Origin of the sequence: Agrobacterium sp. M50-1, from assembly GCF_049843495.1 — a bacterium.
Classification (GTDB): domain Bacteria; phylum Pseudomonadota; class Alphaproteobacteria; order Rhizobiales; family Rhizobiaceae; genus Agrobacterium; species Agrobacterium radiobacter.
Map to the genome: position 1 here is coordinate 78,010 of NZ_JBBHZH010000002.1, position 26,702 is coordinate 104,711.

The following is a 26,702-nucleotide window of genomic DNA, read 5'->3' on the forward strand; positions in this document are numbered from 1 at the left end:
TTTTGCGCGGTTTGAGCCGAAACCGTGTCGCCGTCGATCTTAAGAAAAAGATTCAGGCCGCTGACAAAAAGAGTCGCGAAACTGCGGCAACTCACTGTTTTTAAAGAAGATCAGGATGCCTTGCGATGTGGTGCTGCCTGCGTCTGCGCGGGCAGCATCTTGACCGAGGATTCGGCGAGGCCGCTATGGCCTTCGGCGTCGATGACCAGATGCCAGTGCAATGTCTCGGGAATGGCGAGGCGGATCGGCGATTTTTTCGCGACGCCGCCGAGATATTTGAAATCGAGCAATTCGGTGAAGCGCTGGAAATTCGCACCCGTCATCAGCCGGACATTGTTGACGACCGACAGGGATACTTCAATGACCGTGCCGGCCCGAAGTTCCTTCAGGTCATAATGTGTATAGCGAAAATTGGGCCGTGCCATCGCGCGTCTCCCTGTAGTGTAATTTCGGTCAAGGAGGATAGGGGCCACACGGTTAACGCTGTCTTTAAATGCCGCCGGCCGGTTTGAAAATTCACTTTGCTGTACCGGTTTGGAATGGTGGAGCGAATTAATGCGAGCACAGAAGAATAATACCAACGTATAATATGTGTATTTAATAATAATAAATTTTTTGCCTTTAACATCGGCTGGTCGAAGTGCATCAGCGACGTTGAGGGGGAACATGAAAAACGTAACAATATCTATGCGCCTGTATGCGCTCGTCGCATTGTTTCTGGCAATACTGGCCGCGGCTCTCACATTCAGCCTGTTTGAAAGCTACCACGAAATGGAGCGCGAGCGGAAAGCCGGGCTTGCGTCAATGAACGAAACCGCTGTCGCCATTCTCGATCAATATTACCGGCTGGAGCAGGGCGGAAGCCTGACGCGGGAGGCGGCGCAGCAGCAGGCCAAGACGACCATTGCGGCAATGCGCTACGGCAATGGCAGCGGCTATTTCTGGATCAACGACATGCACCCCAAAATGGTGATGCATCCGATCAAGCCCGAGATGAACGGCACCGACCTTACCGCCAACAAGGACCCGAACGGCAAGGCGCTGTTCGTCGAGTTCGTGAACACGGTCAAGGCAGGTGGCAAGGGCTTTGTCGATTATTACTGGCCGAAGCCCGGTGCGCCGGAGCCGGTCGAGAAATTCTCCCATGTCGCCGGTTTCGCCCCCTGGGGCTGGATTGTCGGCACCGGTGTTTATGTTGACGATCTTGAAGCGGTGTTCTGGCGCGACGTCTATTTTAATGGTGGTCTTTGTGTCTTGGCCGGCCTTCTGGTTGTCGGCGTGGCCGCAGCCGTCGTGCGCAGCGTGACCCGGCCGATCGATCTCATCCGCCAGAGCATGCGCCGCATCGCCGATGGTGACGGTGCGGCGGATATCCAGTTCGCCGACCGACGCAATGAAATCGGCGCGATCGCCAAGACGCTGCTGGTACTGCGCGACAGCGTCAATGAGCGCAGCGCGCTGCAGGCCCGCGAGGCCGACCAGCAACGGGCGCTGGAAGAAGCGCGGCACGGCAACGAGATGGTGCTTCGTTCCGCATCCGAGCGGCAGGCCCATGCCATGGAGCAACTGGGCGATGCGCTCGAGGCGCTTGCCAATGGCGACCTGACCGTTTCGCTTACCGATATCGGCGCGGATTATGAAAAGCTGCGCATGGACTTCAACCGCGCGGTCGGTGCATTGCACGGTGCGATCGAGGCCATTGCCAGAACCGGCCATGTCGTTAATGACAGCGCCTCCGACATCAGCGGCGCTACCGGCAATCTATCCCGCCGGACCGAACAGCAGGCGGCGGCGCTGGAGGAGACGGCGGCCGCTCTCGATGAAATCACCGCCACGGTGCGCACCGCTTCCGAGCGGGCCAACGAGGCCCGGCAGATGGTGCAGGACACGAAAACCAGCGCCGGTCGCTCGGGCGAGATCGTGCGTAATGCCGTCGACGCCATGGGCCGTATCGAGGACTCCTCCAAACGCATCGGGCAGATCATCTCTGTAATCGACGAGATCGCTTTCCAGACCAATCTTCTGGCGCTGAATGCCGGTGTGGAAGCGGCGCGTGCGGGCGAGGCCGGGCGTGGTTTTGCCGTGGTGGCGCAGGAGGTTCGCGAACTGGCGCAACGTTCCGCCAATGCGGCCAAGGAAATCAAGACCCTCATCAACCGTTCGGCCGAGGAGGTCGGCGGCGGCGTCGCACTCGTGCGCTCGACAGGCGATGCGCTGGAGGAGATCGTGGCGCTGGTCAACCGCGTTGACGGGCACGTCAACTCCATCGCCACGGCCGCCCGCGAACAGGCGACCGGCCTGCAGGAGATCAACACCTCCGTCAATCACATGGACCAGATGACCCAGCAGAACGCCGCCATGGTGGAAGAGACGACGGCGGCGAGCCAGACGCTCGCCGAGGAAAGCCGCCAGCTGCGCTCGCTGCTGTCGCGTTTTGAACTTGGACACAGTGTCGGGCGCGAGGTTTCGCGGGCCGCGTGATACATGCGTTTGAGGTAAAGCGGAGGGCGCGGCCATGGCTGCGCCCTTAGATGAATGAGAAGCCTTTCCAGCACTCGACGTCATCCTCGGGCTTGACCTGAGGATCCATTCCTAGCGCGGCTCTGGATCCTCGGGTCAAGCCCTAGGATGACGCAGGAGAAGTTTGAGCGTCGGGTGTCGGAGGGGAGGTTTCGGTGCTGGATGTCGGAGGAGAGGTTTCGGCGTTTATGTCATGACCTTCGACGCGATTTCGGTCTTGCGGCGTCACGCAACAATCAGGTTCGTTATTTCCCGCAACCAATAAGGTTTCGTTTACCTCATTTCTTTAAAATTTATCCTGTATTGCCGCGAATAGCGGCCGCTGAAGGTACAGGTTCTCGTATGGCGTATGTTTCCCTTCCGCGTCGTCTTGTGACGTTGCTGATGATTTCGACGGTCATGGTGTCGTGTTCGGCGGAGGGCCTCGTGCCCCCGGCGGAGGTGGACGGCACCACGCGCGTCAGCGCCATCCGCTCCTCGCGGCAACAGGGATACAGCGCGCCGGCGGGTGCCGTGTATCAGGCGGAGCGGGTGGGGCAGGGCGGTGACTATCCCGCGGCCGTTTCTCAGCCGATGCCGGAACCTTACGCCTCGCAGGATCCCCTGCTGCAATCGCCGCAGGGCGGGCAGGGTTATTCGACACTCGATTCCCAGCATCAGGCGCGCATGGCGGCCAGCGGTCATACCACTGTGCCGGCGCAGACCATGCAGAACCAGACCATGCCCGCGCAGCAGATGAGCAGCAACCAGATCGCTGAAGGCGAAGGCGGCGTGAACATGGATTCCATGCTGGGTGTGGAGCCCGTCCGCGGGCTTGCCGAAGAACAGGATGCGGAGATTGCCGAAGGCGCTTCCACGCAGCCTGTGGTGGATGGTATCGGCACGGATAATCCCATGGCCGTGCCTCCGGCCCGCCAGACGCAACGGGCCAGCCAATCGCGGCTCATCCCGCCGCCGCCGCTTGGCTCCTCCTCGCGCCGCCAGCCGGTGGAGGAAGTCGCCATGCTCATGCCTGATAATCCGATGGCGGGCGGCGGGCCGCAAAGCAACCGCTCGATGCCACCAGGCGTCATGCCATCTTCGGAGGTTGCCTGCCGCTCCGAACTGCGCCGCCTTGGCGTTGCTTTCCGGGACGTTGCGCGCATTGCCGATGGTCCGACCTGCGGTATCGATTATCCGATTGAACTCAGCGGTCTTGCCAGCGGCGTCGCGATCCGTCCGGCGGTGAAGCTCAATTGTCAGGTCACGCTTGCCTTTGCCAAATGGGTGAAGTTCGAACTCGTGCCATCCTCACGCTTCCGTTATCTCTCCGGCGTTGGCCGCATCACGCCGATGGGCGGTTATTCCTGCCGCAAGATGAATTCGCGCTCCAGCAACCCATGGTCCGAACATGCGCGCGGCAACGCCATCGATATCGGCACCATCACGCTGAAAAACGGCAAGGAGATCGACGTGCGCAGCAAGAGCTTCTTCGCCTTCCGCGAAAAGGCGCTGCTGAAGGCGGTGCGGTCTGACAGCTGCAAATATTTCTCGACCGTTCTCGGGCCGGGCAGCGATCCCAATCACTGGAACCATTTTCACTTCGACCTGCGCACGCGCAAGTCAGGTTACAGGCATTGCGACTAGGAACGCGAACGGCGTGATTGGGCAGGGCGATAGTCGGGCGGCGTCTTAGACGCTCGCCGTAATGCTTCATGTTTTCAACTTCCGCCATTCCGGCTTCGAGCCGTAATTCAGCCAGCCCAAGTCCTTGAGCTGAAAGGAGTCTTCCCGTCGCGCCAACGGGCGTCGGCCGGATTCCGGCTCAAGGCCGGAATGATGGAAGTGTGGATTCACTTGTCGGAATTCCAATTCTTCTGTCACATTCCAACAAAAAAAGACCGGCCCGAAGGCCGGTTGAAGAAGACAGCCTTATCGGGGGGATATCGGCGTCTTTGCAAGGGCATGCAATGGGAAAACGATCCCATGGAGTGGTCCATCCGGCGCGGATATGCGGCAAAAGACATCGCGCCGTACTGACCTGCGGCCAACATGGCTTGCCGCGCTCTTCTGATACGCTATGAGGGTCACATGTTTGTGACAACGGCCTTCGGGAGCCTGCCTTTATGCCTCCTGTTTCAGAGCTGATGGTCTTTGCGGCGGCGCTTGCGGTAGCGGGTGTGGTCGCCGGTCTCCTGGCCGGCCTGTTCGGCATCGGCGGCGGCGCGGTGCTGGTGCCCGTCTTCTACCAGGTCTTCGGGCTTCTGGATGTGCCGGAAGCGGTGCGCATGCATCTCTCGCTCGGCACCTCGCTTGCCATCATCGTGCCCACCTCCATCCGCTCGTTTCTGACGCATCGTCAGAAAGGCGCGGTTGATATCGATCTTCTGAAGGGCTGGATCGTTGCGGTGCCGCTCGGCACCATCCTCGCATCCGTGGTTGCCGCCTATGCCTCGAGCGTTGCGCTGCGGCTGATCTTCGCTTTCATCGCGCTCGCGCTCGCCTTCCGGATGATCTTCAACCGGGCGAGCTGGCATCTCGGCTCCGACCTGCCGAAAAATCCGGGCCGTTTTCTTGTCGGCGCCGGCATCGGGCTCTTTTCCGGCCTGATGGGCGTGGGCGGCGGGGTGATGAACAACACCTTCATGACGCTTTACGGACGCACGATCCATCAGGCGGTCGCCACCTCTTCCGGTGTCGGCGTGTTGATTTCGCTGCCGGGGCTTCTGGGTTACATCTGGGCCGGCTGGGGCGATGCGGGCCTGCCGCCGTTTTCCACCGGTTTCATCAACTGGATCGCCGTGGTGCTGCTGATTCCCATCACGCTTGTCGTTGCGCCCTATGGCGCCAGGCTCGCCCATGCGCTCAGCAAAAAGCAGCTGGAGCGGGCCTTCGGGGTGTTTCTGGTCTTCGTCGCAGCGCAGTTTTTCTATAGCGTCTACGGCTGATTTTCCGTCTCTGCCGAACGCAGTGTTCGGTCCGCTGGGGTGGCATTTGCAACCTCTGCGGTCTATATGGCGTTCATCTTACTCGGTTTTTCGAAAGAATTCGCCATGAATGCCATTGTTTCGATACGGAATCTGACAAAATCCTACGCAAACGGCTTTCAGGCGCTCAAAGGTGTCAGCCTCGATATCAGGGAGGGTGAAATCCTTGCCCTACTTGGCCCGAACGGCGCCGGCAAGACAACGCTGATCTCGATTGTCTGCGGCCTCGTCAATCCGGGTGAAGGTTCGGTGCTTGTCGGCGGGCATGATGTGGTGAAGGATTTTCGCCAGACCCGCGCCCTGATCGGCCTCGTGCCGCAGGAATTGACCACCGACCAGTTCGAGACGGTGTGGAACACCGTCAGCTTCTCGCGCGGCCTGCACGGGCAGAAGAAGAACCCGGAACTGATCGAGCGCATCCTGAAATCCCTGTCACTCTGGAACAAGAAGGACAACATGCTGCGGGAGCTTTCCGGCGGCATGAAACGGCGTGTGCTGATCGCCAAGGCGCTGGCGCACGAGCCGAAGGTTCTGTTCCTCGACGAGCCGACCGCCGGCGTTGATGTGACGCTCCGCCGCGACATGTGGAACGTCGTCTCCGAGCTGCGGACCAAGGGCGTCACCATCATCCTCACCACGCACTACATCGAAGAGGCGGAAGAAATCGCCGACCGGGTGGGTGTCATCAATGGCGGCGAATTGCTGCTGGTGGAAGAAAAGACGGCGCTGATGAAGAAACTCGGCCGCAAGCAGCTTTTCCTGGAACTTGCCCAGCCGGTGGAGCAATTGCCCGAGAGCCTCGCGCCCTTCGGTCTGACGCTTTCCGAAGACGGTTGCACCGTCACCTATGAGATCGAAGATAATGGCGAGCAGGGCCGCATTGCCGATGTTCTGAGCGCCCTTTCCGCCGCCAACATCCATTTCAAGGATATTTCCACGCGACAGAGTTCGCTTGAGGATATCTTCGTTTCGCTGGTGGGAGGCCAGAAATGAATTTCGAAGCCATCAAAGCCATCTATCTGTTCGAAATGGCACGCACGCGACGCACCCTGCTGCAGAGCGTGGTCTCGCCGGTCATCTCCACCTCGCTTTATTTCATCGTCTTCGGAACCGCGATCGGTTCGCGGATTCAGGAGGTTGGCGGGGTTTCCTACGGCGCGTTCATAACCCCCGGCCTCATCATGCTGACGCTGCTGACGCAATGTATCGGCAACGGCTCCTTCGGCATTTATTTCCCGAAATTCACCGGTACGGTCTATGAAATATTGTCCGCGCCCGTATCGATGACGGAAATTGTCGCCGGCTATGTCGGGGCGGCGGCGACCAAGGGCCTGATGATCGGGACGATCATTCTGATAACAGCCACCTTCTTCGTGGATATCACGATTGCTCATCCGTTCATGATGGTGCTGTTCTTCGTACTGACGGCTGTCAGTTTCAGCCTGTTCGGCTTCATCATCGGCATCTGGGCAACGAATTTCGAGCAGCTGAACCTCATTCCCATGCTGGTGGTGCCGCCTTTGACCTTCCTTGGCGGCAGCTTCTATTCCATCGACATGCTGCCGCCCTTCTGGCAGACGGTTAGCCATTTCAATCCGGTGCTTTATCTCATCAGCGGTTTCCGCTGGAGCTTCTATGAGATCGCCGACGTCAATCCGATCATCAGTCTGGCGATGATCACGCTGTTTCTTGCGCTCTGCCTCGGTGTTGTCAGCTGGATATTCAAGACGGGGTATCGGTTGCGCAACTGATCGGAAAAGCTTTTTTTAAAATTTAACGCCCGGTTTGCGCCGGGCGTTTTCGTATTCACAACAGGAAGCGCAGATCAGGCGACCTGCTTCTGCACCACGTCCTCGACAACCTCGCCCTTGAGGTAAGAAACGAGATCCTTGATCGTCACGACGAGCAGGCCGTGGCGTTCAGCAAAGACTTCAAGCTGGGGCAGGCGGGCCATGGTGCCGTCGTCATTGGCGACTTCGCAGATGGTGCCGCAGGGGAATTTCCCGGCAAGACGGCAAAGATCGACGGCCGCTTCCGTATGGCCGGTGCGGCCGAGAACGCCTTGCGGGTTGGCGCGCAGCGGGAAGATATGGCCGGGGCGGGCGAAGTCTTCGGGGCGTGAATCCTCCGATACCAGCGCACGCACGGTGTTTGCCCGGTCGGCGGCGGAAATGCCTGTCGTGGTGCCGGGAATATAATCCACCGAGACGGTGAAGGCTGTCTTGAGGGATTCGGTATTGCGCGACACCATAAGCGGAATGTCGAGGGCATCGAGACGCTCGCCCGGCATGGCGACGCAGATCAGCCCGCGCGCATGGTTCATCATGAAGGCGATCTGCTGCGGGGTAATGCTGTCGGAGGCGGCGATGACATCGCCTTCATTTTCGCGGTCTTCGTCGTCAACGACAATCACCATCTCGCCACGGGAAATGGCTTCGATGGCGTCTTCAATTCTTGCAATGGTCATTTTCTTTCAAGCCTTTCAAGGGTTATGCCGTTTTGCGGCATTTTCGCGCTTCAAGAAGCGCCAAATATCCCTTGGGCGAACAATGCAATGCGAGGCCCGCTGCGTGCGGGCGCCTTATGCCTTGTCCTCTTCCATCCGGACTATACCGTCGGCTCCGGCCTCTCACCGGATCTGCTGACCTTCCGGCTTTGGAGACCGGAAGCGCTCGCGGGCTCCGGGAAAAATCCCGATACCGCCGGTGGGGAATTGCACCCCGCCCTGAGAACAAGGCCAAGATAAATTATCAAATGGGAAGGAAGCAAGGGGCAATGGCCGGTCTTTGGCCCCTATGTGCGAAAAGAATATCCCTGTTGCAGTCGCATCGGGGTATTTTCTTTCTGGGGCCAATGTCTCGGGGAAGCCGCAGAATGAAAAGCAAAGGGCCGGCGTTTATCGGTCGCGCAGCCGCAGTTCATCGGTCTGCATCTGCAGCGAACCGAGCGTCGACAGGAAGCTCATGCCGAGCAGGCTCTGGCCCAATTGGCCGTCCTGGGCGACGAGGGCCGGGATGTTGCGGCGCACGATCGGGCCAATGCCAATTTCCGACAGGGTGACGGGGGCTGCCGCCGTGCGGCCGTTCGCAGTCATAACCGGTACGGTATAGCGGAGGTTTGTGGTGTCGATGCCGATTGCGGCGGCATCCGCATTGGCGAGTACCACCGAGCTTGCGCCGGTATCCACCAGCATATGGATGGTCTTGCCTTCGACGCCGACATTGGCTTCGAAATGACCGCTCATCGATTTATGCAATATGATTTCCTGCCCACCGTCCGAGGTCGTCACCACCACGGCGCGGCCGGGTATCAGGCCGCCAAGCAGCCTGTCGCCGAAGGATTGCAGATCGTAGCGATAGAGGTAGAGGGAAACGAGGCCGAGGATAATGACCAGCCAGACGGCGAGCTGGCGGATGACGGTGCCGAAACTGCCGCGGCTTCCCGCCAGAATGCCTGCCGATAGAAGACCGGCGATTGGCAGAAGATAAAGAACATGGGCGAATTGATCATTGTCGATGCCGAGCGTTCGGCCACCGTCGTGATTGATGAGCAGCAGCCCAAGGCCAACGGCCAGCAGGAGGAGAACGATGGTCAGCCTGTTCATGCGGTATGCGTCTCCTTGGCGGTCTCGGCCAGATTTGCCAGTCTTTGCGGTAGCAACCGCATGATCTCGTGGCGCTTCTCGTCGCTATACCCTGCCCAGCCGCCAATTTCATCCAGCATTCGTCCGCAGCTGATGCAGAGGCTCATGGTTTCATCGAGGCGGCAGATATGGATGCAGGGTGTTTCCATGATGATTTATATCAGGCCGTCACGCCGCAAGGGCAAGGGCGACAAGAATCACGATCTCCGTGATCTGCTGGCAGGCGCCGATGGTGTCGCCGGTATGGCCGCCGATCTTCCGGTCGCAGAGCCTGCCGAAAAGCATGGCCGCCAGAAAGGCTGCCGCCAGCACAAGGGCGATCGACAGGAGCGGCAGGGCGTGCAGCGTGAAGAGGATGAAAAGCAGCAACCCGATTACAAGCGCGATGTTGCGCTCGCTTGTGCCCGGCTGGCCGGCGCCGGCGGCGATGCCGGAGGTCTTGGCGGCGGGCAGGGACTGCCAGTGCCACACCATCAGCGCGCGGCTCAGGACAAGCGCGGCGATCAGGGCGGCGGCGGCGGTTTTTGCCGGCAGCGTTTCAACGAGCGAGGCGAGTGCGGTGGCGCGGAGCGCAAAGGACAGGATCATGGCAATCGCGCCATAGCTGCCGATGCGGCTGTCCTTCATGATCTCAAGCATGCGCGCCTTCTCCTTGCCGCTGCCGAAACCGTCGGCCATGTCGGCGAGGCCATCTTCGTGCAGCGCACCTGTCACGAGCGCCGTCAGGCCGATGACAAGCCAGCCGGTGAGCTGCGGAGAGGCGTCGAAGGCCGCAAAAACCACAACGAGGAAAGCGGCGGGCAGGGCGATCAGCAGACCGGCGGCGGGAAAGGCGCGGGCAGTGCGGCGCATCGACAGATCGTCGGCATCATCAAAAAACCGCGAGGGAACGGGCAGGCGGCTCAGAAAGGCGAGGGAATGCATGACATCTGTTATAAAATCCCCGGCCTTCATGCTCTCTCCGTTGCAGTTGCTGCATTTCCGGTTGTTCCGCGGCGCATCCGCGATTATGAGAGGCGCAACAAAGACCGATTTGCCGGAAAACACAAGTTCCGGACGCATGAGCCGATGCGACAGCCAACCCGACGACGAGAAAGACAGATATCATGAGCATGAGCGGATTGCCCTTCGACGATTTCCGCGCGCTGCTGCGCGAGCTTCCCGGCCCGGATACGCATGCGCTTGTGGCGGCCAAGGAGCGAAATGCGCAGCTGACCAAGCCCGCCGGTTCGCTCGGCCGCCTCGAAGAAATCGCCATGTGGCTGGCTGCCTGGTCCGGCCGTTCTCCGGCCGTCACCCGTCCGCTGGTGGCGATCTTCGCCGGCAATCACGGCGTTACCCGGCACGGCGTTACGCCCTATCCGACCTCAGTGACCCAGCAGATGGTGGAAAATTTCGCGGCAGGCGGTGCGGCGATCAACCAGATCTGTGTCGCCAATGATCTCGGCCTGAAGATCTTCGATCTGGCGCTCGATTACCCGACCGGCGACATCACCTGTGAGCCTGCGCTCTCGGAGCGCGACTGCGCCGCCACCATGGCCTTCGGCATGGAGGCGATTGCCGGCGGCACCGATCTTCTCTGCGTCGGCGAAATGGGCATCGGCAACACCACCATTGCGGCGGCGATCAATCTCGCGCTCTATGGCGGCACGGCGGAAGAGTGGACCGGTCCGGGCACCGGCTCGGAAGGCGAGGTCATGGCCCGCAAGATCGCGGCGGTGAAGGCCGCGGTGGAATTCCACAAGGATCACCTGTCCGATCCGCTGGAGATCATGCGCCGTCTTGGCGGACGCGAGATCGCGGCGATTGCCGGCGCCATCCTCGCCGCCCGCGTGCAGCGCATTCCCGTGCTGATCGACGGTTATGTGGCGACGGCCGCTGCCGCTCTTCTCAAGGCCGCCAATCCTTCGGCGCTTGATCATTGCCTGATCGGCCATGTCTCGGGTGAGCCCGGCCATCTGGCCGCCATCGAAAAGCTCGGCAAGACGCCGCTGCTGGCGCTTGGCATGCGGCTTGGCGAGGGAACCGGGGCTGCCCTTGCCGCCGGCATCGTCAAGGCTGCGGCCGCCTGCCATTCCGGCATGGCGACATTCGAAGCGGCGGGTGTGGACACCCGCATCAGTTCCCGCACCGATCATTGAGGCTGAAGATGGACGTGACGCCGCAAAAGAAGCAACCGGAACCCGCATTTCGCAAGGAAAAAGGCTGGCGGCATCTTTTTGCCGCCGCGCGCTATTCCGTGCAGGGGCTTGGCCGGCTGTGGCAGGAAGCGGCGTTCCGGCATGAGGTTCTTGCCTTCGGCGTCGGGCTCGCCCTGCTTCTGGTCGTGGGCGCGCCGTTTGCGCATCTTCTCGTCTTCACGGTGCTGATGCTGTTGCTGTTTTCAGTAGAGGCGTTGAATACCGCGATCGAAGAGCTGGTGGATCGCATTTCGCCGGAAATCTCCTCGGTCGGGCGGCATGCCAAGGACCTCGGTTCCTTTGCCGTCTTCTGCCTGTTGATGGCGAACGGATTTTTCGTGCTTTATTCGCTGGTGACGACGCTGTTCTTCTAGGCGGAGCGCCTTCGCTTTTGGGCTAATGCTCAGGGGCTTCAGGCAAAGGACCGTCGGCGCGGTTGGATGGCGTGGGTTTCTTCCACGGCCGGCAGGCTCTGCAGCACGCGTCTTGCGGGCAGGATGGCGATGCCTTCGGTGCCCTCGCGCAGTTTCGATTTCAGGATGAACTGGCCGTCATGTTTGGCGAGAATGGCCTGGACGATGGGCAGGCCAAGACCTGTTCCCTGTTCGGCGCTCTTGATCGCGATAGAGCCCTGACCGAAGGCCGACAGCACCACGGGAATTTCATCTTCGGGAATGCCGGGGCCATTATCCCTGATCGACACATATTGGCCCCCGCCCGCGGTCCAGCCGGCTTTCACGAGGATTTCGCCGCCCTGCGGCGTGAACTTCACGGCGTTGGAGAGCAGGTTGAGAATGACCTGGCGGATGGATTTTTCATCGGCCCAGACCTGCGGCAGGCTGTTTTCGAACTGCTGGGAAATCCTGATATTCTTGGCGCGGGCGCGAAGCTGGATCATGCCGATGCAATCCTCGGCGATTTCCAGCATCGAGATCGCTTCTTCATTCAGGTCATAACGGCCGGCCTCGATGCGCGACAGGTCGAGGATTTCGTTTATGAGATCAAGCAGATGCTGGCCGGAACGGTGGATGTCGCCGGAATATTCCTTGTAGAGCGGATTGTTGAGCGGGCCGAGTACTTCCGAGGACATGACCTCGGAGAAGCCGAGAATCGCGTTGAGCGGGGTTCTGAGCTCGTGCGACATGGAGGCGAGAAAGCGTGATTTCGCCAGATTGGCTTCTTCCGCGCGCCGCCGTGCTTCGTCCGAAACCGAGTTCGCGACTTCGAGTTCGGCGATCAGGTCGTCCTTCTCCGTCTGCGAGGAAAGAAGCTTGATGCTGGTCTGGTAAAGCCGGCTGGTGATGCGATGACAGAAGAGGATCGCCATGCCGAACATCAGCGCCAAGCCGACATCAAAGGGATCGCGTGAAATGGCCGATGTTATGCAAAGCGCCGCCAGCACCGGCAGGAAGGTCATGAAGGTCGCCCGCCGCAGCATGAAATTGGCCATGGCGGTGAGCGAAAGCGCGATCAGCAGCGTCGAGCCCTTGAAGAAAAGGACAAGCGTCGGGTTATTGCGCACCGGTTCGGCCAGTGCGAACATCGCCCAGGCGCAGCCGATCAGAATCTGCACGCCGAGGAAGAGACTTTTCCAGTGCTGGAGATTGTCGGCGGTGATCTCTTGCTTTGCCGCCCGTTTGGCCAGAAGCAGAGAAAAGGCGTGGAAGCTCAGCGCAATCAGCGACCAGATGATCAGGCCGATATCGCGGGTTATATAAAGGCCGATGACGGAAGCGAGCACGATGAAGAGCGGCATGATCATCGCGCCCTGCAGGGTTTCGGCGATATGCATGGTCAGCATTTCGCGTTCATAGGCGTCACTTGCGCCGGCCCCTTGCTGCAGGCGTTCACGTGTCGTCTTCACCGTGTCGAAGACCGCCTTGTTGCGATGCTTTTTCGACCGGTCGACGATGATCTTGTCGGTGGACGTGCTGACGCTTTTACTCATTGTTACAACGCGGGGTGACATGAACCCTTGCAGACTACGCGCAAAATCTTAAGAAGATGCTGCCGTTAAAGGATTTGTTTGCCATTTCTGACAAGGGTTTGTTGTTACATGAGACGAAATGGAGGCAAGGGCAGGCGTTTTTCGGCATTTCGCGATGGCGGGCTTTTTCTCGCCACGGTTTTTCTCGGCATTCTGATCGCGGCCAAGCTCGATCAGATCAACAGCGAGACCTATAGCGGCCGCTTCTTCGTGATCGATGGTGACACGCTGTCAAAGGGTGAGGACCGTTTTCGGCTGCTCGGTATCGATGCGCCGGAGCTTGCGCAGACATGCCTGCGCGGCAACGAAAGCTGGCCATGCGGGAAGGAGGCGCGTCGCGTCCTGCAACGGCTGGCCGAGCCGGCGGATTTTTCCTGTTCCGGCAGTTCCAGAGACCGTTACGGGCGGCTGCTCGTCTATTGTTCCGCAGGCGGCAGGGATGTCTCATCGGAAATGGTGTCGGCGGGTTTTGCGGTCGCATCAGGTTATTTCCAGTTCTCAAGCGAGCAGGCGGCGGCGCGCAGGCAGGCGCGCGGCATCTGGGCGGGAGAATTCGAGAAACCATCGCAATGGCGGCGGGAACACCGGGCTGCGGATCTGGAAACGCCGGCGGCGGGCTTCCTCACCATTATCCGCCATCTTCTGGGATGGGACCATGGTTGAACTAGCGCCGGTGCGTGATGATGGGCTGGACGGGTTGCGCAGCGAAATCGCCCGCTGTCGTCTCTGTCGCGATATGCCGCTCAACGGAATGGCCGATCGCCTGCCGCACGAACCCCGGCCGGTAGTCGTCATGTCGGCCAAGGCGCGCATCCTGATCGCCGGGCAGGCGCCGGGGCTTCGTGTGCATGAAACAGGGTTGCCCTTCAACGATGCCTCGGGCGACAGGCTGCGCCAGTGGCTTGATGTCGATCGGCAGACTTTCTACGACCCGGATTGTTTCGCCATCGTGCCCATGGGCTTCTGTTTTCCCGGTTATGACGACAAGGGCGGCGACCTGCCGCCCCGGCGCGAATGTGCGCCGCACTGGCGTGAGCGGGTAATCGTGGCCATGCCGCAGGTGGAGCTGATCCTCGCCATTGGCCAATATGCGCAGGCCTTTCACCTGGGTGGAAAGCGGCGCAAAACCATGACTGAAACGGTGCAAAACTGGCGCAGCTATCTTCATGCCAATTCCGGTCCCGCCATTTTTCCCCTGCCGCATCCGAGCTGGCGCAACACCGGCTGGCTGAAAAAGAACCCATGGTTCGCGGAGGAACTGCTGCCGGTTCTGCGACAACATGTGGAAATGCGGCTTTAGTGAAACAATTTTCTGTTTTTCTGCAAAAATTAGTGTATTGAAAGGAAATTAATTCAGGAGGATAGACGCATTGGATCGCCTAGACCGTAAGATTTTGCGCATTCTGCAAGAGGATTCCACGCTGGCCGTTGCCGATCTGGCGAAAAAGGTCGGCCTTTCCACGACGCCCTGTTGGCGGCGTATCCAGAAGATGGAAGAAGACGGCGTCATCCGCCGGCGCGTGGCGCTGCTCGATCCGGTCAAGGTCAACACCAAGGTCACGGTTTTCGTCTCCATCCGCACCGCCTCCCATTCCATCGAATGGCTGAAGCGTTTCTCCGAGGTGGTTTCCGAGTTTCCGGAAGTCGTCGAATTTTACCGCATGAGCGGTGACGTCGATTATCTGCTGCGCGTTGTTGTGCCTGATATTGCCGCCTATGACGCTTTCTACAAGCGCATGATCGCCAAGATCGAAATTCGCGACGTGTCCTCCGCGTTCGCGATGGAGCAGATCAAATATACGACGGAACTGCCGCTTGACTATATGCTGCTGGACAATCCGAAATCCGGCGAGGAGTGATCCGCCGCCGGCCAGGTTTTTGATCAATGCCCTTTCCGGTTGCCGGGGAGGGCATTTTCATTTGCGGGCCGTTTTTTCCGTCGCTCTGGCCCGCCGGAAGCTGATCCTGCAGGAAGGTCCATTCGGTAGCCGCCGCCAGGCCACGACAATTCTATTCCGCCCAGAATGGCAAATTCGCACATTCAATTCTCTCGGCGCGGTCTCAGCGCAAACTGGGATTTTGATAAAATCTCTCGAATATCTACGCTTTTACTGTCGAAGGATGGAATAGCGAGGGATATCCATATGCTCACACGACGCGGAACATTAGGACTGATTGCAGGTGCGACCGGGGCGGCGTTTCTGCCGCATATCCGGCGGGCAAGCGCCGCAACCACCACATTGCGGATTGGCTGGCAGAAGAATGGCGTGATAGCGCTCGCGAAAAGCCAGGGCGCGCTCGAAGCGCTGCTGAAAGATCGCGGCATCGAGGTCAAATGGTCGGAATTTTCCTCCGGACCGCCGCTTCTCGAAGCGCTTGGCGCAGGCGCGCTTGATATTGGCCCGACTGGCGATGTGCCGCCGCTTTTCGCACAGGCCGCCGGCGGCAATCTTCGTTATGTCGGCACCTACAAGGCGGCGGCCGGCGGATCGGCCATCCTCGTGCAGAAGGATTCACCGCTGAAGACGCTGGAAGACCTGAAAGGCAGGAAGGTCGCCTTCAAGCGCGGCTCCAGCGCCCATAATGTCACCGTCAAGGCGCTGCGAAAGGCGGGATTGACCTTGAACGACATTACGCCGGTCGATCTTGCGCCGCCGGATGCGGCCGCCGCCTTCCGCAGCGGCAGCATCGATGCCTGGTCGATCTGGGATCCTTATTTCGCCGTGGCGGAAAAAGAGCCGACGACGCGGGTTCTTTCGACCGCCGAAGGCATCGTCGATCCGTGGAGTTACTTCCTCGCCAATGGCGATTTCGTCGAGACCAATCCCGATCTCGTGCCGCTGATCCTCAAGGAACTGGCGAATGTGGGTGCGAAGGCGCAGGCCAATATCGATGCAACGGCAAAATCGCTGGCGTCGATCACCGGCGTTCTCGAGGATGTCACCAAGGTCTCGCTGACACGACCGGGGGCTGATCTCGGACGGGTCTCGCTGGTTCCGGATGAGGCTATCGCCTATCAGCAGGCGCTTGCGGATGAGTTCTACGATCTGAAAATCGTGCCGAAGAAACTCAAGGTGGCGGATATCGTCTGGCGTCCCAAGGCGAGTTGAGCGGGCGGGAAAGGTGAGTCTCTTCAACCTGCTGGCGGATGTTGCTGAGAGGTTGATTCAGCAATGTTCCTTAAACTTAGGGCGAGCATGCCCCGCTTGTTTCTTCTCCCCGCCGGGGAGAAGTCAGCGGCAGCGGGATGAGGGGCAAGGGTAGAGATAGATTGAGAGCTTGCCCCCTCATCCGACCCTTCGGGCCACCTTCTCCCCGGCGGGGAGAAGAAAACTGCCGAGACGTCGGGGCATAAGCCTCCTATGTCGTATCAGCCCTTGAGCTTTGCAATCACCAGATGACCGGGCGTCGGATTGCCGTCCTGCATGCGCACGTTGATGTCGGTCACTTCGAGAACCTCGAAGCCCGTCGCGGCCAGTCTTTCCCTGACATAGTTTTCCGCATGGGCGAAACGCTGGTGCGGGCCGACCATATAGGGGCGTCCGGCGAGCGTCCCTTCAGGCAGAGTTTCCGACGAGAAGATCAGCAGGCCGCCGGCGTTGAGGTTTTCGGCAGCGCCGAAAAACAGCGGCTCCAGCGCGCCGAGATAGGGCAGCACATCGGTGGCGGTGATGATGTCGAAGGGCTCGTCGTCATTATCCTCGAGAAAGTCCTCGGCTTCGGCGACATAGAGCGTCTCGTAAAGGTCCTTCTCATGGGCGATCTCGACCATGTTTTCGGAAATATCGATGCCGGTGATATCGTCGGCCATATCGCGCAGCGCTTCGCCGGTGAGGCCGGTGCCGCAGCCGAGATCGAGCAGGCGCTTGAAGGGGCCGAGGTTGAGGGTCTGCAGCCGCTGGCGCACCATCATCGGCACGGCGTAACCGAGCTGCTCGACGAGAATATCCTCGAAAGCTTCGGCGTGCTGGTCGAACAGGGTTTCGACATAGGCGTCAGGCGCTTTCGATGGCTGTTCGCCACGGCCCATGGCGGCGATGCGCACGGCCGCACCGCCGTGATCGTCCGGATCGATGGCGAGAACCTCTTCATAGGCCTTCACCGCCGCGTCCACATCGCCGGCTTTTTCAAGCGCCAGCGCGCGGTTATAGGCCTCGGCAAGCGCCTCTTCGTCAATTTTCTGGTTCTTCGTCATCGTGCCTATCCGTCAGCGTCTTCAGTTGAAGTTTGCTGTAAGCCGCATCGGGGACGGGCGCAATGTTTATGTGGCGCTATGGCTCAGTGGAGGATGAACTCCCCTTTCAGCGCGCGCCATTCCTGCGCCGAGATCACCTGCCGGTGCACGTAGCGGACGGAGTGCAAAGGCCCGTCGAGCTTTTCCTGCCAGAATTTGAGGAAACCGTGCATTTCGGGGAAATCAGGGGCCAGATCATAGTTCTGCCAGATATAGGTCTGGAGAACCAGCGGATGGTCCGGCAGGCGATAAAAAATCTGGGCGGTGGTGAGGCCGTAGCCTCTCAGCATCATTTCCATGTCCTTGTTCATGACGGCGGTTCCCGTTTCCATGATTGCCGATCACAGCATTACCGCTGTATCGAATATGGGAACACGACATGGTTAATCCAAGCTTGCCAAGGACATGGATTGTCATAAAATAGTTATATTTTTCAGAGTGTTAGCAGCCTTCCTTGATGAGTGCTGCCAGCTTTGCCGCTTAACGCTTGAGATGGCGCGTCAGGCGGGCTTCCAGCCATGCCCAGACATGTCTCAGCGTTTCAACGATCGTCAGGTAGAAGATCGCCGCCCAGAGATAGGCCTGATAATCGAAGGTGCGGGAAAACGCATAACGGGTCTGGCCCATGAGGTCGAAGACCGTGACGATGGAGACCACCGCCGAACCCTTGATCATCAGAATGATCTCATTGCCATAGGGACGCAGCGCGACGATGAGCGCCTGCGGCAGGATGACCTTGCGGAAGGTGACGAGTTTCGACAGGCCGAGCGAGGCGGCGCCCTCATGCTGGCCGCGCGGCACGCTCTGAATGGCGCCGCGCAGGATTTCGGCCTGATAGGCGGCGGTGTTGAGCGTGAGCGACAGGAGGCCGCAATACCAGGCTTCGCGGAAGAACCACCACAGGCCGACGGTCTCCAGCCCCTGGCGGAAGCTGCCAAGGCCGTAATAGATCAGGAAAAGCTGCGCCAGAAGCGGTGTGCTGCGGAAGACATAGACATAGGCATAAGCGAGCGCGCCGATGATGCGATTTTGCGACATGCGGCCAAAGGCGATCGGCACGGAGAGAATGGCGCCGAGAATGATCGAACTGCCGACCAGCGTGATGGTGGTGATGAGACCATTGATATAGCGCGGCCCGTAACGTTCGAATTTATCCCAGTCCCAGCCTTCGATCATCGCGAAGATCAGCCCGGCGGCAAGCAGCAGCCAGAGCGTGATAACGGCAATGCCGACGATGCGCGAGATATTGAGCGGCTTGTCCGCGACGGCCGGGGCGGGGCGGGCTGGAATGAGTTCCTTGATATGGCTCATCGGCGCGCCTCCGATTTGCGCGACCAGCGATCGATGAAGCCGATCCCGATCGACGAAAGCAGCGCGAGAGTGAGATAAAGCAGGCAGGCGATGCTGTAGAAGAAAAAGGCTTCCTTGCTGACGCGGGCGGCGATGCCGGTCTGGCGGATGATATCGGCAAGGCCGATGATCGAGACGTAGGACGTGTCTTTCAGCAGGATGACCCAGAGATTGGTCATGCCGGGCAGGGCGATGCGGACAAGTTGCGGAATGATGATGAGCACCATGGTGTGGCCCCGCGAAAGGCCGAGGGCCGCGCCCGCCTCATATTGCCCCTTGGGTATCGCCTTGAAGGCGGAGAGCAGCACTTCAGAGGCATAGGACGAGAACACCACCGATAACGCCACCATGCCCGCCACGAAGGCGTTGATCTCGACCGGGCCGGTGATGCCGATATAACCGGCCATCGATTGCAGCAGCATCTGGATGCCGTAATAGACGATGAAGAGCGTCAGGAGTTCCGGCAGACCGCGGAAGATGGTGGTGTAGATACCCGTCGCCAGCCGTAGCGATTTTTCTTCCGATTGTGCGGCGAGCGCGATGAGGAAGCCGATCAGCAGCCCGACGGGCAGGGTGGCAAGCGCCAGCGAGATCGTGACCTTGACGCCGAAAGCGATCTCATCGCCCCAGCCCGCATCGCCGCAGGCGACCAGGGTGCCGTTTCCGAAAAGCGAGAAGAGACCGACCGGCCCGCAGAAGGGATCGAGAAGTGTCGAGACATAGGTCCAGAACGCACCTATGGCGGAAAATGCTCCGCTCATGCCAATTTTCCCCTGCGGTCTGAAGCCGCCGTGATTGTTATTGTGACGTTTTCAAACAAAAATGGCGGAAGGGCAAGCCTTCCGCCACGAGATTTCAACAGATCGAACAGGCTTACTCGCCGTAAACGTCGAAATCGAAGTATTTTTTGTTGATCTCCTGATACTTGCCGCTGGCGCGGATGCCGGCGATGGCCGCGGTGAACTTGTCGGCGAGCGCCGTGTCACCCTTGCGCACGGCAACGCCCGCGCCATTGCCGTTGATTTCGACGTCGACCTTGAGCGGCGTTAGGATCTTGCAGCAGGCGCCAGCATCCGTCTTCAGCCATTCCGAAAGCACGACGATGTCGTCGATGACGGCGTCGATGCGGCCATTGGCGATGTCGAGCTTATATTCGTCGGCGGTCGGATACATCTTCACGTCGGCATCCGGGAAATGCTTTTCGGCATAGTTGGAGTGGGTGGTGGAACCCTGCGCGCCGAGCGACTTGCCCTTGAGATCGTCGAGCGACTTGATCGGCGAATCCTTCGGCACGGCAATGGCCGGCGGGGTGTTGTAATATTTCTTGGAGAAGTCGACCTTCTGGAGACGTTCCGGCGTGATCGACATGGACGCGATGATGGCGTCGAACTTCTTGGCCTGCAGGGCGGGGATGATGCCGTCCCAGTCATTGGTGACGAAGGTGCACTCGGCCTTCATTTGTTCGCACAGCGCCTTGGCGATGTCGATGTCGAAGCCGGTCAGCGTGCCGTCGGCTTCGAGATTGTTGAAGGGCGGATAGGCGCCTTCGGTGCCGATGACGATCTTGTCCTGCGCGAGGGCTGCGCCCGACAACAGCGAGATGGCGGCAATCGATACGGCTGCGAGCAGACGGGTGGAAATAGGCATTTCGATCCTCTCTTTTGGTCGTTCATCCGCAGTCTGTTGTTGTTTTCAGTGCGGACGCCATGGGCGCTGGGCGCGGCAGGACGGAGGATACCGCCTGTGGCCTTCAGCGCGGATGCAATTATTCATCCGGTTGGTCAAAAAATGCAACTGCAATATTAGCCACCGCGTTTGTGCCGCAGAGCCTCCACGAAAAGGCCTTGATCTGTTCATTTCCGGTACAGAACGCTTTGTTCATCATGGGAACCGAAGTGTGTGCCGGGCGTTGACCAGCGCCCGCACGCGCAGCCGGAATCACGATGTCGCAAGACTGGCGACCAATAATGGCAGATGAGGAAACACCGATGCTGAAGAAGAACACATTGCTGACGGGGGTGGTTTTCCCCCTCATGTCGCTGGCGATTGCGGTGGAACCGGCCGCGGCCGGTTTTGCCGGCGCGGCGCGGGCGCTTCCCGGCCAGGCGACGACCGGTCAGGTGATTCTGGCGCAGGCACAGCCGGAAGAGCCGAACCCGGAAGAAGAACTGCGCAAGCGGCGCAAGCAGGCCGAAGAGGCGCAGCCGCAGGCCGAGCCGCAACGCCAGGAGCGCGCACCGGAACCGCCGCGTGAGCCGGAGCCCAAACGCGAAGCCGCGCCCGCCGAGCCACGCCCAGAACCGCAGAGGGAGCCCCAGAGGGAACCCCAGCGTGAGCCGCAGCCCGAACCCCAGCGGGAACCGCAGCAGCAGCGCGAGGCCCGCCCGGAGCCCGCGCCGGCCGAACAGCCGCAGGAGCGTCCCCGCAAACCAGAACGCGCACAGGAGCCGCAGGGCGAGGGCGAACAGCGCCCGGCACGCCAGCGCGAGGCCGCGCCCGAAGCTGCACCTGCCGAAGAACAGCCGAAGGAACGTCCGCGCAAGTCTGAAAGGGCCGAGCAGCCCGCAGGTGAGGGTGAGCAGCAGCGTCCCCGCAAGGAGCGCGCGAAGGAACCTGCCGAACAGGCGCCCGCAGCGCAACCTGAAAATGCCGAGCAGCCGGCCAAGCCCCGCGAGCCTGCGCCTGCGAAAAAGCCGCAGGTAGAGGAAAGGGCCCCGGAACAGAAAGCCGAACCGGCTGAAAAAGCCGTTCCGGAGAAAAAGCCGGCCGCCCCGGAGCCGGCCGCGAAGGAAGCACCGGTTCCGACCGAAGCCCCGACGCCCGCGCGTCCGCCTGCACCCGAGACCCAGCCCAACCCCGCACCGGGTCGTCAGCCTTCTGAGCAGCCGCCGGTAGAGGGCCAGGGTAGAACTGAACCTGCAGCCCCGCTACCAGGCACGCCGACGCCTCCGCCGCCGAGCGGTGCGACGACCGGACAGGCGCCGGCCGGCGAACCCGTGCCTAATCAGGTCGCTGTTCCGCAGACGGAAGCGCCGCCAATGACGAAGGAAGAGCTGGACAAGGCCAAGGCCATTGCCAAGGACCCGTCCAAGACCGCCGATACCGTCATTCTGCCGGTCGACAAGGGCGCCGCCGTTCTTGACAGCGACAAGGAAGTGGAACGCTCCGGCAACCGCCAGACCCGCGAGGAGCGCCGTCGTGAACGCGAGCAGGCCGGTGACGTGAAGGTTCCGAAGTCTGACGCCGAAGCGCAGCGCGCCGGCGTCGCCGAAGGCAAGGCTCCGCCACCGCCCGTCAAGATGGAGGCGATCACCTCCCAGCAGGGCGAACGTGTCGATCGTCGTCCGCAATATGAGCGGCCGGAAGGTGTTCGCGAATGGCAGCCGCGCGAGGGTCGTCCGCGTGACCGTGACGGCGGTGCGCCGATCATCCTGCAATTCGGCGATCGCGTGGTGGTGCGCGGCGACGACAACCAGCGCTTCATCCGCGATGGCGGCGAGCCCTATTACGAGCGTCTGCCCGGCGGGCGTGTCCGCGAAACCGTGGAGCGCCGCGATGGAACGCAGGTGGTGACGATCCGCAACCGTTATGGCGACGTGATCCAGCGCTCGCGCATCGACGATCGCGGCCGCGAATATGTGCTGTTCTACGCACCGGAGCTGATGGAAGATCCGGACCGTGATTACGTCTATCGCGATCCCGGCCTCGACCTGCCGCCGATGCGCCTGCGCATTCCCGTGACCGATTACATCATCGATACGTCAAGCGATCCGGACCGCGATTATTACCGCTTCCTGGAACAGCCGCCCGTCGAGCCGGTGGAGCGTGTCTATTCGCTGGACGAAGTGCGTTATTCGGCCCGTATCCGCGACAAGGTGCGCCGTATCGACCTTGATACGATCACCTTTGCCACCGGCAGCGCCGAAATCCCGATGACGCAGGCACGTTCGCTGCGCAAGGTGGCGGATGCCATCAACAAGGCGCTGGACAAGAACCCGGGGGAAACCTTCCTGATCGAAGGTCATACCGATGCCGTCGGTTCGGATGAAAGCAACCTCGTTCTTTCCGACGAGCGCGCCGCTTCCGTCGCCAATGTGCTGACCGATGTTTACGGCATTCCGCCGGAAAACCTCGCGACTCAAGGCTATGGCGAACGTTACCTGAAGGTTCAGACACTTGGACCGGAACAGCAGAACCGCCGGGTCACCATCCGCCGCGTGACGCCGCTGGTGAAGCCGGTCGCACAGAACTGATTGGGTTCAGGAACTGAAAAGAAAAAGGCCCGGAAAGCGCAAGCTCTCCGGGCCTTTTTGCCGGTTGCAAGGCTTTTCGCCTTCACACCGGCATCCTCGGGCTTGACCCGAGGATGACTGACAAGACGATCTTTTCTTCAGTTCAGCGCCACGGCGATCTCAGCCGCAAGCTGCGCATTGTTGCGCACCAGCGCAATATTCGTCTCCAGGCTGCGGCCATCCGTCAGGCGGAAAATATCGCCGAGCAGGTAGGGGGTGACTTCCTTGCCGGTGACTTCGTCGCGCTCGGCGTGCGAGATGGCGCGGTTGATGTAGATCTCCATCTCTTCGCGCGGAATTTCGTCTGCTTCCGGCACGGGATTGGCCACCAGCATGCCGCCATCGATGCCCAGCTGTTCGCGGGTTACCTGGAAATTGGCAATCGCTGCCGGGCTGTTGAGCGAAAGCGGGCTCGACAGGCCGGAGGAGCGCGACCAGAAAGCGGGGAATTCCTCAGATCCGAAGGTGACGACAGGCACGCCGTTGGTTTCGAGAACTTCCAGCGTCTTCGGAATGTCGAGAATGGCTTTCGCGCCGGCGCAGACGACGATCACGCCGGTCTTGGCAAGCTCGGTCAGGTCGGCGGAGATGTCGAAAGTCTCTTCCGCGCCCTTGTGCACGCCGCCGATACCGCCTGTCGCAAAAACGCGGATGCCGGCGCGGGCGGCGGCGATCATGGTGGCGGCAACCGTGGTGGCGCCGGTGCGGCGCTCGGCGATCGCAAAGGCGATATCGGCGCGCGAGACCTTCATGGCGTCGGTTGTCTGGGCAAGCGCCTCAAGCTGGTCCTTCTCAAGGCCGATATGCAGCGTGCCGTGAATGACGGCGATGGTGGCCGGAACCGCACCCTGATCGCGGATGATCTGTTCGACGCTTTCGGCCATCTCGATATTGCCGGGATAGGGCATGCCGTGGGTGATGATGGTCGATTCAAGCGCCACGATCGGCGCGCCGCGCTGCTTGGCTGCGGCGACTTCCTGAGAATAGACGATGGGCAGGAGCGGGGAGATGGGGCGGGTCATGGCATCTGTTCCAGTTTTTAAAAGCGGGTTCATGCCAGCATTTCAGCCTGGGGAACAAGCCCCAACATGGCTTCGACACTGTCTTTTGATAGTTCATGCGAGGTGGCGAAGGGGGACTGCACGGTGATGGCCGCCGCGGCCGCCCCCTGTCGCAAGGCCTCCGCAATCGTCTTTCCCCCGGCGATGGCGGCGAGATAACCCGACGCCATGGCGTCGCCCGCACCGGTGACATCCTTCACTTCGCGGATGAGGGGCGGGTGGAGGATCGCTTTTTCCGTTCTGTTGAAGGCAACAACTTCGCTTGCGCCGCGCGTAACGACGCCGCCGGAAAGCCCGGCCTTGCGCAGAATATCCGGCCAGTCGCGAACATTGGCGGCCGTCTCGCCGGTCAGGGCGCGGGCCTCCGCCTCGTTCATGAAGAGAATGTCGATATCGCCGAGAGCGGCTTTCAGCTTCACCGCCTTGGCCGGCGAAATGGCGATGGCCGCCAGCGGCTTTTCGCAGGCGCGGGCAACGAGACCGAGCGCCGTCAGCGTATCATCCGGCAGATTGGCGTCGCAAAGCAGGATATCGCTCTCCGTGATCGCCTCGCGCACGGCGCGTATCTTCAGGCGGCGCGGGGTGAAGAGCTTGTAGAGGTCCATATCGGCAAGCGCGATGACGAGGTTGCCGTCACGCTCCAGAATGGCGGTGTAGCTCGGCGTGCGCCGGTCGAGGAAGGTGAAGGGCGTGTCTTCAACGCCCGCCTGCCGCGCAGCCTCCGCCACCGCTTCGCCTGTCACGTCACCGCCGCGCGGAGCGATGATGCGGACCTGAAAACCGAGGCGGGAGAGATTGCGCGCGGCGTTGAAGCCGCCGCCGCCCGCCTCTTCCATCCACGAGCCGGGGTTGCTCGCGCCGGGCGCCGTCTCAGTCTCGATCATGCCGCGCCGGTCGATATGCGCGCCGCCCAGAACGAGTATTTTCTTCACGCTTGCGTTTCCCTCTTTGGCGGATGGAAAGACCGGACGATTCGGCCTAAACTGACGTCTTCCTGACCTCGCATCCGGTTTGCGGCGATGGGCCGGGCACGGAAAAACGAAAGCAGAACAAACTACTTATCGCTATTTGTTTTCAATATGCTGGCTCAGCCTTGCGAAATGAGAACAAATAGAGTACATACCGTTTCCATACTGCTTCATTGCCTGTGCGGCTTCAATAACCTAAAGGTGGTTCGGATGGCACAAAATTCTTTGCGTCTCGTAGAGGATAAATCGGTGGATAAAAGCAAGGCACTGGAAGCGGCGCTCTCCCAGATCGAACGGTCGTTCGGCAAGGGATCGATCATGAAGCTCGGTTCCAATGAAAATGTGGTTGAGGTGGAGACCGTTTCGACGGGTTCTCTCAGCCTGGATATCGCGCTCGGCATCGGCGGTTTGCCGAAGGGGCGCATCGTTGAAATTTATGGCCCGGAAAGCTCGGGTAAGACGACGCTGGCGCTGCAGACGATTGCGGAAGCCCAGAAGAAGGGCGGCATCTGCGCCTTCGTGGATGCCGAGCATGCGCTCGATCCGGTCTATGCCCGCAAGCTTGGCGTGGATTTGCAGGGCCTTCTTATCTCGCAGCCCGATACGGGCGAGCAGGCGCTTGAGATCACCGATACGTTGGTGCGTTCCGGCGCGGTTGATGTCCTCGTGGTCGACTCCGTTGCGGCGCTGACACCGCGGGCGGAAATCGAAGGCGAGATGGGCGACAGCCTGCCGGGTCTTCAGGCCCGCCTGATGAGCCAGGCGCTGCGCAAGCTGACCGCTTCGATCTCCAAGTCGAAATGCATGGTCATCTTCATCAACCAGATTCGCATGAAGATCGGCGTCATGTTCGGTTCGCCGGAAACGACGACAGGCGGTAACGCTCTCAAGTTCTATGCGTCCGTTCGCCTCGACATCCGCCGCATCGGCGCCGTCAAGGAACGCGAAGAGGTTGTTGGCAACCAGACCCGCGTCAAGGTCGTCAAGAACAAGATGGCTCCGCCCTTCAAGCAGGTGGAATTCGACATCATGTATGGCGAGGGTGTTTCCAAGACCGGTGAGTTGGTCGACCTCGGCGTGAAGGCCGGAATCGTCGAAAAATCCGGTGCATGGTTCTCCTATAACAGTCAGCGTCTGGGGCAGGGGCGTGAGAACGCCAAGACCTTCCTGCGCGACAATCCGGAAACGGCAAATGAGATCGAACTGGCATTGCGCCAGAATGCCGGTCTGATTGCCGACCGCTTCCTGCAGAATGGCGGCCCGGACGCCGGTGAAGGCGACGACGGCAGCGACGAGGGCTGATGCATTCCGCGAAGGTCCTGATGTCGCCGTCCGGAGACTTCGTCGAACTGGTATAGATCAAAAGGGTCGTGCGATTTTTCTTCGCGCGGCCCTTTTTCTTTGCCTATATGTCTTGCTTCGCCTCCATGGCTGGACAGGGCAGGATGCGGACGATAAAAGCCAGTGATTTTGCAATATAGCCATCGTTTCCGGTGGCGGT

At 60.4% G+C, this 26,702-nt stretch carries 25 protein-coding genes, 1 pseudogene and 1 riboswitch; of the genes and pseudogenes, 13 read left to right on the forward strand and 13 right to left on the reverse strand.

Annotation, left to right across the window (positions count from 1 at the left end; all coding sequences use genetic code 11):
• Positions 1 to 110: 110 nt before the first annotated feature.
• Positions 111 to 425, reverse strand: a complete 315-nt coding sequence (locus WDZ78_RS04445) for a DUF1883 domain-containing protein (RefSeq protein WP_020012896.1) — start codon at positions 423 to 425, stop codon at positions 111 to 113.
• 241 nt (positions 426 to 666) lie between these two features.
• Here WDZ78_RS04445 and WDZ78_RS04450 point away from each other — a divergent pair, with 241 nt between their 5' ends.
• The 5 genes from WDZ78_RS04450 (at position 667) to WDZ78_RS04470 (ending at position 7,237) form a co-directional block, all read left to right on the forward strand.
• On the forward strand, positions 667 to 2,481 hold the full coding sequence (locus WDZ78_RS04450) for a methyl-accepting chemotaxis protein (protein WP_425672418.1): 1,815 nt from the start codon (positions 667 to 669) through the stop codon (positions 2,479 to 2,481).
• Between the two features lie 381 nt (positions 2,482 to 2,862).
• Entirely contained in the window at positions 2,863 to 4,146 is a 1,284-nt protein-coding gene (locus tag WDZ78_RS04455; protein WP_425672419.1) for an extensin family protein, read from the forward strand.
• Between the two features lie 479 nt (positions 4,147 to 4,625).
• On the forward strand, positions 4,626 to 5,447 hold the full coding sequence (locus WDZ78_RS04460) for a sulfite exporter TauE/SafE family protein (protein ID WP_026364169.1): 822 nt from the start codon (positions 4,626 to 4,628) through the stop codon (positions 5,445 to 5,447).
• 105 nt (positions 5,448 to 5,552) lie between these two features.
• Positions 5,553 to 6,479, forward strand: coding sequence for an ABC transporter ATP-binding protein (locus WDZ78_RS04465; protein ID WP_425672421.1), 927 nt, complete (start codon positions 5,553 to 5,555; stop codon positions 6,477 to 6,479).
• Positions 6,476 to 7,237, forward strand: coding sequence for an ABC transporter permease (locus tag WDZ78_RS04470; RefSeq protein ID WP_425672422.1), 762 nt, complete (start codon positions 6,476 to 6,478; stop codon positions 7,235 to 7,237). Before WDZ78_RS04465 ends, WDZ78_RS04470 begins: the two co-directional genes overlap by 4 nt.
• Positions 7,238 to 7,311: 74 nt before the next feature.
• Here WDZ78_RS04470 and ribB read toward each other — a convergent pair whose 3' ends face one another.
• The 4 genes from ribB to WDZ78_RS04490 all read right to left on the reverse strand — a co-directional run bounded on the left by ribB (position 7,312) and on the right by WDZ78_RS04490 (position 10,083).
• Complete coding sequence (gene ribB / locus WDZ78_RS04475) at positions 7,312 to 7,953, reverse strand: 3,4-dihydroxy-2-butanone-4-phosphate synthase (protein WP_111781119.1); 642 nt, start codon at positions 7,951 to 7,953, stop codon at positions 7,312 to 7,314.
• Between the two features lie 119 nt (positions 7,954 to 8,072).
• Positions 8,073 to 8,223, reverse strand: a riboswitch (FMN riboswitch).
• Positions 8,224 to 8,382: 159 nt separating this feature from the next.
• Positions 8,383 to 9,090, reverse strand: coding sequence for a TIGR02281 family clan AA aspartic protease (locus tag WDZ78_RS04480; RefSeq protein ID WP_020012890.1), 708 nt, complete (start codon positions 9,088 to 9,090; stop codon positions 8,383 to 8,385).
• Positions 9,087 to 9,278 (reverse strand): DUF1289 domain-containing protein, encoded by a 192-nt coding sequence (locus WDZ78_RS04485; RefSeq protein WP_425672423.1) that lies wholly within the window; start codon positions 9,276 to 9,278, stop codon positions 9,087 to 9,089. Before WDZ78_RS04485 ends, WDZ78_RS04480 begins: the two co-directional genes overlap by 4 nt.
• Before the next feature lie 19 nt (positions 9,279 to 9,297).
• A complete protein-coding gene (locus tag WDZ78_RS04490; protein WP_425672424.1) occupies positions 9,298 to 10,083 on the reverse strand; it encodes an adenosylcobinamide-GDP ribazoletransferase in 786 nt (261 codons plus the stop codon).
• Between the two features lie 152 nt (positions 10,084 to 10,235).
• Between WDZ78_RS04490 and cobT the strand changes: the two genes are divergently transcribed.
• Together cobT and WDZ78_RS04500 are read left to right on the forward strand one after the other, a co-directional pair.
• The gene (cobT, locus tag WDZ78_RS04495) at positions 10,236 to 11,270 is read left to right on the forward strand and encodes a nicotinate-nucleotide--dimethylbenzimidazole phosphoribosyltransferase (protein ID WP_020012887.1); all 1,035 of its coding nucleotides are present in this window, start codon (positions 10,236 to 10,238) and stop codon (positions 11,268 to 11,270) included.
• Between the two features lie 8 nt (positions 11,271 to 11,278).
• A complete protein-coding gene (locus WDZ78_RS04500) occupies positions 11,279 to 11,683 on the forward strand; it encodes a diacylglycerol kinase (RefSeq protein WP_020012886.1) in 405 nt (134 codons plus the stop codon).
• A 38-nt stretch (positions 11,684 to 11,721) separates the two neighbouring features.
• Here the strand turns inward: WDZ78_RS04500 and pdhS2 are convergent, their stop codons facing one another.
• Positions 11,722 to 13,257, reverse strand: a complete 1,536-nt coding sequence (gene pdhS2 / locus WDZ78_RS04505; RefSeq protein ID WP_425672425.1) for a two-component system sensor histidine kinase PdhS2 — start codon at positions 13,255 to 13,257, stop codon at positions 11,722 to 11,724.
• Positions 13,258 to 13,365: 108 nt separating this feature from the next.
• On the opposite strand from pdhS2, the gene WDZ78_RS04510 reads away from it, so the two are divergent.
• The 4 genes from WDZ78_RS04510 (at position 13,366) to WDZ78_RS04525 (ending at position 16,406) form a co-directional block, all read left to right on the forward strand.
• Positions 13,366 to 13,959, forward strand: coding sequence for a thermonuclease family protein (locus tag WDZ78_RS04510; RefSeq protein ID WP_425672426.1), 594 nt, complete (start codon positions 13,366 to 13,368; stop codon positions 13,957 to 13,959).
• Positions 13,952 to 14,596 (forward strand): uracil-DNA glycosylase family protein, encoded by a 645-nt coding sequence (locus WDZ78_RS04515; RefSeq protein ID WP_425672427.1) that lies wholly within the window; start codon positions 13,952 to 13,954, stop codon positions 14,594 to 14,596. Before WDZ78_RS04510 ends, WDZ78_RS04515 begins: the two co-directional genes overlap by 8 nt.
• Positions 14,597 to 14,666: 70 nt before the next feature.
• Positions 14,667 to 15,155, forward strand: coding sequence for an Lrp/AsnC family transcriptional regulator (locus WDZ78_RS04520; RefSeq protein WP_003507846.1), 489 nt, complete (start codon positions 14,667 to 14,669; stop codon positions 15,153 to 15,155).
• A gap of 285 nt (positions 15,156 to 15,440) precedes the next feature.
• Positions 15,441 to 16,406 (forward strand): aliphatic sulfonate ABC transporter substrate-binding protein, encoded by a 966-nt coding sequence (locus WDZ78_RS04525; protein WP_425672428.1) that lies wholly within the window; start codon positions 15,441 to 15,443, stop codon positions 16,404 to 16,406.
• A gap of 260 nt (positions 16,407 to 16,666) precedes the next feature.
• Here WDZ78_RS04525 and WDZ78_RS04530 read toward each other — a convergent pair whose 3' ends face one another.
• The 5 genes from WDZ78_RS04530 to WDZ78_RS04550 form a co-directional block, all read right to left on the reverse strand.
• Positions 16,667 to 17,491: a methyltransferase domain-containing protein gene (locus tag WDZ78_RS04530; RefSeq protein WP_425672429.1), complete on the reverse strand. Its 825-nt coding sequence runs from the start codon at positions 17,489 to 17,491 to the stop codon at positions 16,667 to 16,669.
• A gap of 83 nt (positions 17,492 to 17,574) precedes the next feature.
• Complete coding sequence (locus WDZ78_RS04535; protein WP_003507863.1) at positions 17,575 to 17,841, reverse strand: usg protein; 267 nt, start codon at positions 17,839 to 17,841, stop codon at positions 17,575 to 17,577.
• 169 nt (positions 17,842 to 18,010) lie between these two features.
• Positions 18,011 to 18,841 (reverse strand): ABC transporter permease, encoded by an 831-nt coding sequence (locus tag WDZ78_RS04540; RefSeq protein ID WP_020012879.1) that lies wholly within the window; start codon positions 18,839 to 18,841, stop codon positions 18,011 to 18,013.
• The gene (locus tag WDZ78_RS04545) at positions 18,838 to 19,641 is read right to left on the reverse strand and encodes an ABC transporter permease (RefSeq protein WP_425672430.1); all 804 of its coding nucleotides are present in this window, start codon (positions 19,639 to 19,641) and stop codon (positions 18,838 to 18,840) included. The genes WDZ78_RS04540 and WDZ78_RS04545 overlap by 4 nt, the downstream gene beginning before the upstream one ends.
• Positions 19,642 to 19,753: 112 nt before the next feature.
• A complete protein-coding gene (locus WDZ78_RS04550) occupies positions 19,754 to 20,527 on the reverse strand; it encodes an ABC transporter substrate-binding protein (protein ID WP_003507867.1) in 774 nt (257 codons plus the stop codon).
• A gap of 341 nt (positions 20,528 to 20,868) precedes the next feature.
• On the opposite strand from WDZ78_RS04550, the gene WDZ78_RS04555 reads away from it, so the two are divergent.
• A complete protein-coding gene (locus WDZ78_RS04555) occupies positions 20,869 to 23,133 on the forward strand; it encodes an OmpA family protein (RefSeq protein ID WP_425672431.1) in 2,265 nt (754 codons plus the stop codon).
• 158 nt (positions 23,134 to 23,291) lie between these two features.
• Here the strand turns inward: WDZ78_RS04555 and WDZ78_RS04560 are convergent.
• Positions 23,292 to 24,227, reverse strand: a pseudogene (locus WDZ78_RS04560) (pseudouridine-5'-phosphate glycosidase); the annotation flags it as partial.
• Positions 24,224 to 25,165, reverse strand: coding sequence for a carbohydrate kinase family protein (locus WDZ78_RS04565; protein WP_425672432.1), 942 nt, complete (start codon positions 25,163 to 25,165; stop codon positions 24,224 to 24,226). The gene WDZ78_RS04565 and the pseudogene WDZ78_RS04560, both read right to left, overlap by 4 nt.
• Before the next feature lie 246 nt (positions 25,166 to 25,411).
• Between WDZ78_RS04565 and recA the strand changes: the two genes are divergently transcribed.
• The gene (gene recA / locus WDZ78_RS04570) at positions 25,412 to 26,503 is read left to right on the forward strand and encodes a recombinase RecA (RefSeq protein WP_020012874.1); all 1,092 of its coding nucleotides are present in this window, start codon (positions 25,412 to 25,414) and stop codon (positions 26,501 to 26,503) included.
• Positions 26,504 to 26,702: the final 199 nt, after the last annotated feature.

Bases quoted from the DNA above. Each gene is read 5' to 3' on its own strand.
- WDZ78_RS04445 (WP_020012896.1), bottom strand. From the start codon at position 425: ATGGCACGGCCCAATTTTCGCTATACACATTATGACCTGAAGGAACTT.
- WDZ78_RS04450 (WP_425672418.1), top strand. From the start codon at position 667: ATGAAAAACGTAACAATATCTATGCGCCTGTATGCGCTCGTCGCATTG.
- WDZ78_RS04455 (WP_425672419.1), top strand. From the start codon at position 2,863: ATGGCGTATGTTTCCCTTCCGCGTCGTCTTGTGACGTTGCTGATGATT.
- WDZ78_RS04460 (WP_026364169.1), top strand. From the start codon at position 4,626: ATGCCTCCTGTTTCAGAGCTGATGGTCTTTGCGGCGGCGCTTGCGGTA.
- WDZ78_RS04465 (WP_425672421.1), top strand. From the start codon at position 5,553: ATGAATGCCATTGTTTCGATACGGAATCTGACAAAATCCTACGCAAAC.
- WDZ78_RS04470 (WP_425672422.1), top strand. From the start codon at position 6,476: ATGAATTTCGAAGCCATCAAAGCCATCTATCTGTTCGAAATGGCACGC.
- ribB (WP_111781119.1), bottom strand. From the start codon at position 7,953: ATGACCATTGCAAGAATTGAAGACGCCATCGAAGCCATTTCCCGTGGC.
- WDZ78_RS04480 (WP_020012890.1), bottom strand. From the start codon at position 9,090: ATGAACAGGCTGACCATCGTTCTCCTCCTGCTGGCCGTTGGCCTTGGG.
- WDZ78_RS04485 (WP_425672423.1), bottom strand. From the start codon at position 9,278: ATGGAAACACCCTGCATCCATATCTGCCGCCTCGATGAAACCATGAGC.
- WDZ78_RS04490 (WP_425672424.1), bottom strand. From the start codon at position 10,083: ATGAAGGCCGGGGATTTTATAACAGATGTCATGCATTCCCTCGCCTTT.
- cobT (WP_020012887.1), top strand. From the start codon at position 10,236: ATGAGCATGAGCGGATTGCCCTTCGACGATTTCCGCGCGCTGCTGCGC.
- WDZ78_RS04500 (WP_020012886.1), top strand. From the start codon at position 11,279: ATGGACGTGACGCCGCAAAAGAAGCAACCGGAACCCGCATTTCGCAAG.
- pdhS2 (WP_425672425.1), bottom strand. From the start codon at position 13,257: ATGAGTAAAAGCGTCAGCACGTCCACCGACAAGATCATCGTCGACCGG.
- WDZ78_RS04510 (WP_425672426.1), top strand. From the start codon at position 13,366: ATGAGACGAAATGGAGGCAAGGGCAGGCGTTTTTCGGCATTTCGCGAT.
- WDZ78_RS04515 (WP_425672427.1), top strand. From the start codon at position 13,952: ATGGTTGAACTAGCGCCGGTGCGTGATGATGGGCTGGACGGGTTGCGC.
- WDZ78_RS04525 (WP_425672428.1), top strand. From the start codon at position 15,441: ATGCTCACACGACGCGGAACATTAGGACTGATTGCAGGTGCGACCGGG.
- WDZ78_RS04530 (WP_425672429.1), bottom strand. From the start codon at position 17,491: ATGACGAAGAACCAGAAAATTGACGAAGAGGCGCTTGCCGAGGCCTAT.
- WDZ78_RS04535 (WP_003507863.1), bottom strand. From the start codon at position 17,841: ATGAACAAGGACATGGAAATGATGCTGAGAGGCTACGGCCTCACCACC.
- WDZ78_RS04540 (WP_020012879.1), bottom strand. From the start codon at position 18,841: ATGAGCCATATCAAGGAACTCATTCCAGCCCGCCCCGCCCCGGCCGTC.
- WDZ78_RS04545 (WP_425672430.1), bottom strand. From the start codon at position 19,641: ATGAGCGGAGCATTTTCCGCCATAGGTGCGTTCTGGACCTATGTCTCG.
- WDZ78_RS04550 (WP_003507867.1), bottom strand. From the start codon at position 20,527: ATGCCTATTTCCACCCGTCTGCTCGCAGCCGTATCGATTGCCGCCATC.
- WDZ78_RS04555 (WP_425672431.1), top strand. From the start codon at position 20,869: ATGCTGAAGAAGAACACATTGCTGACGGGGGTGGTTTTCCCCCTCATG.
- recA (WP_020012874.1), top strand. From the start codon at position 25,412: ATGGCACAAAATTCTTTGCGTCTCGTAGAGGATAAATCGGTGGATAAA.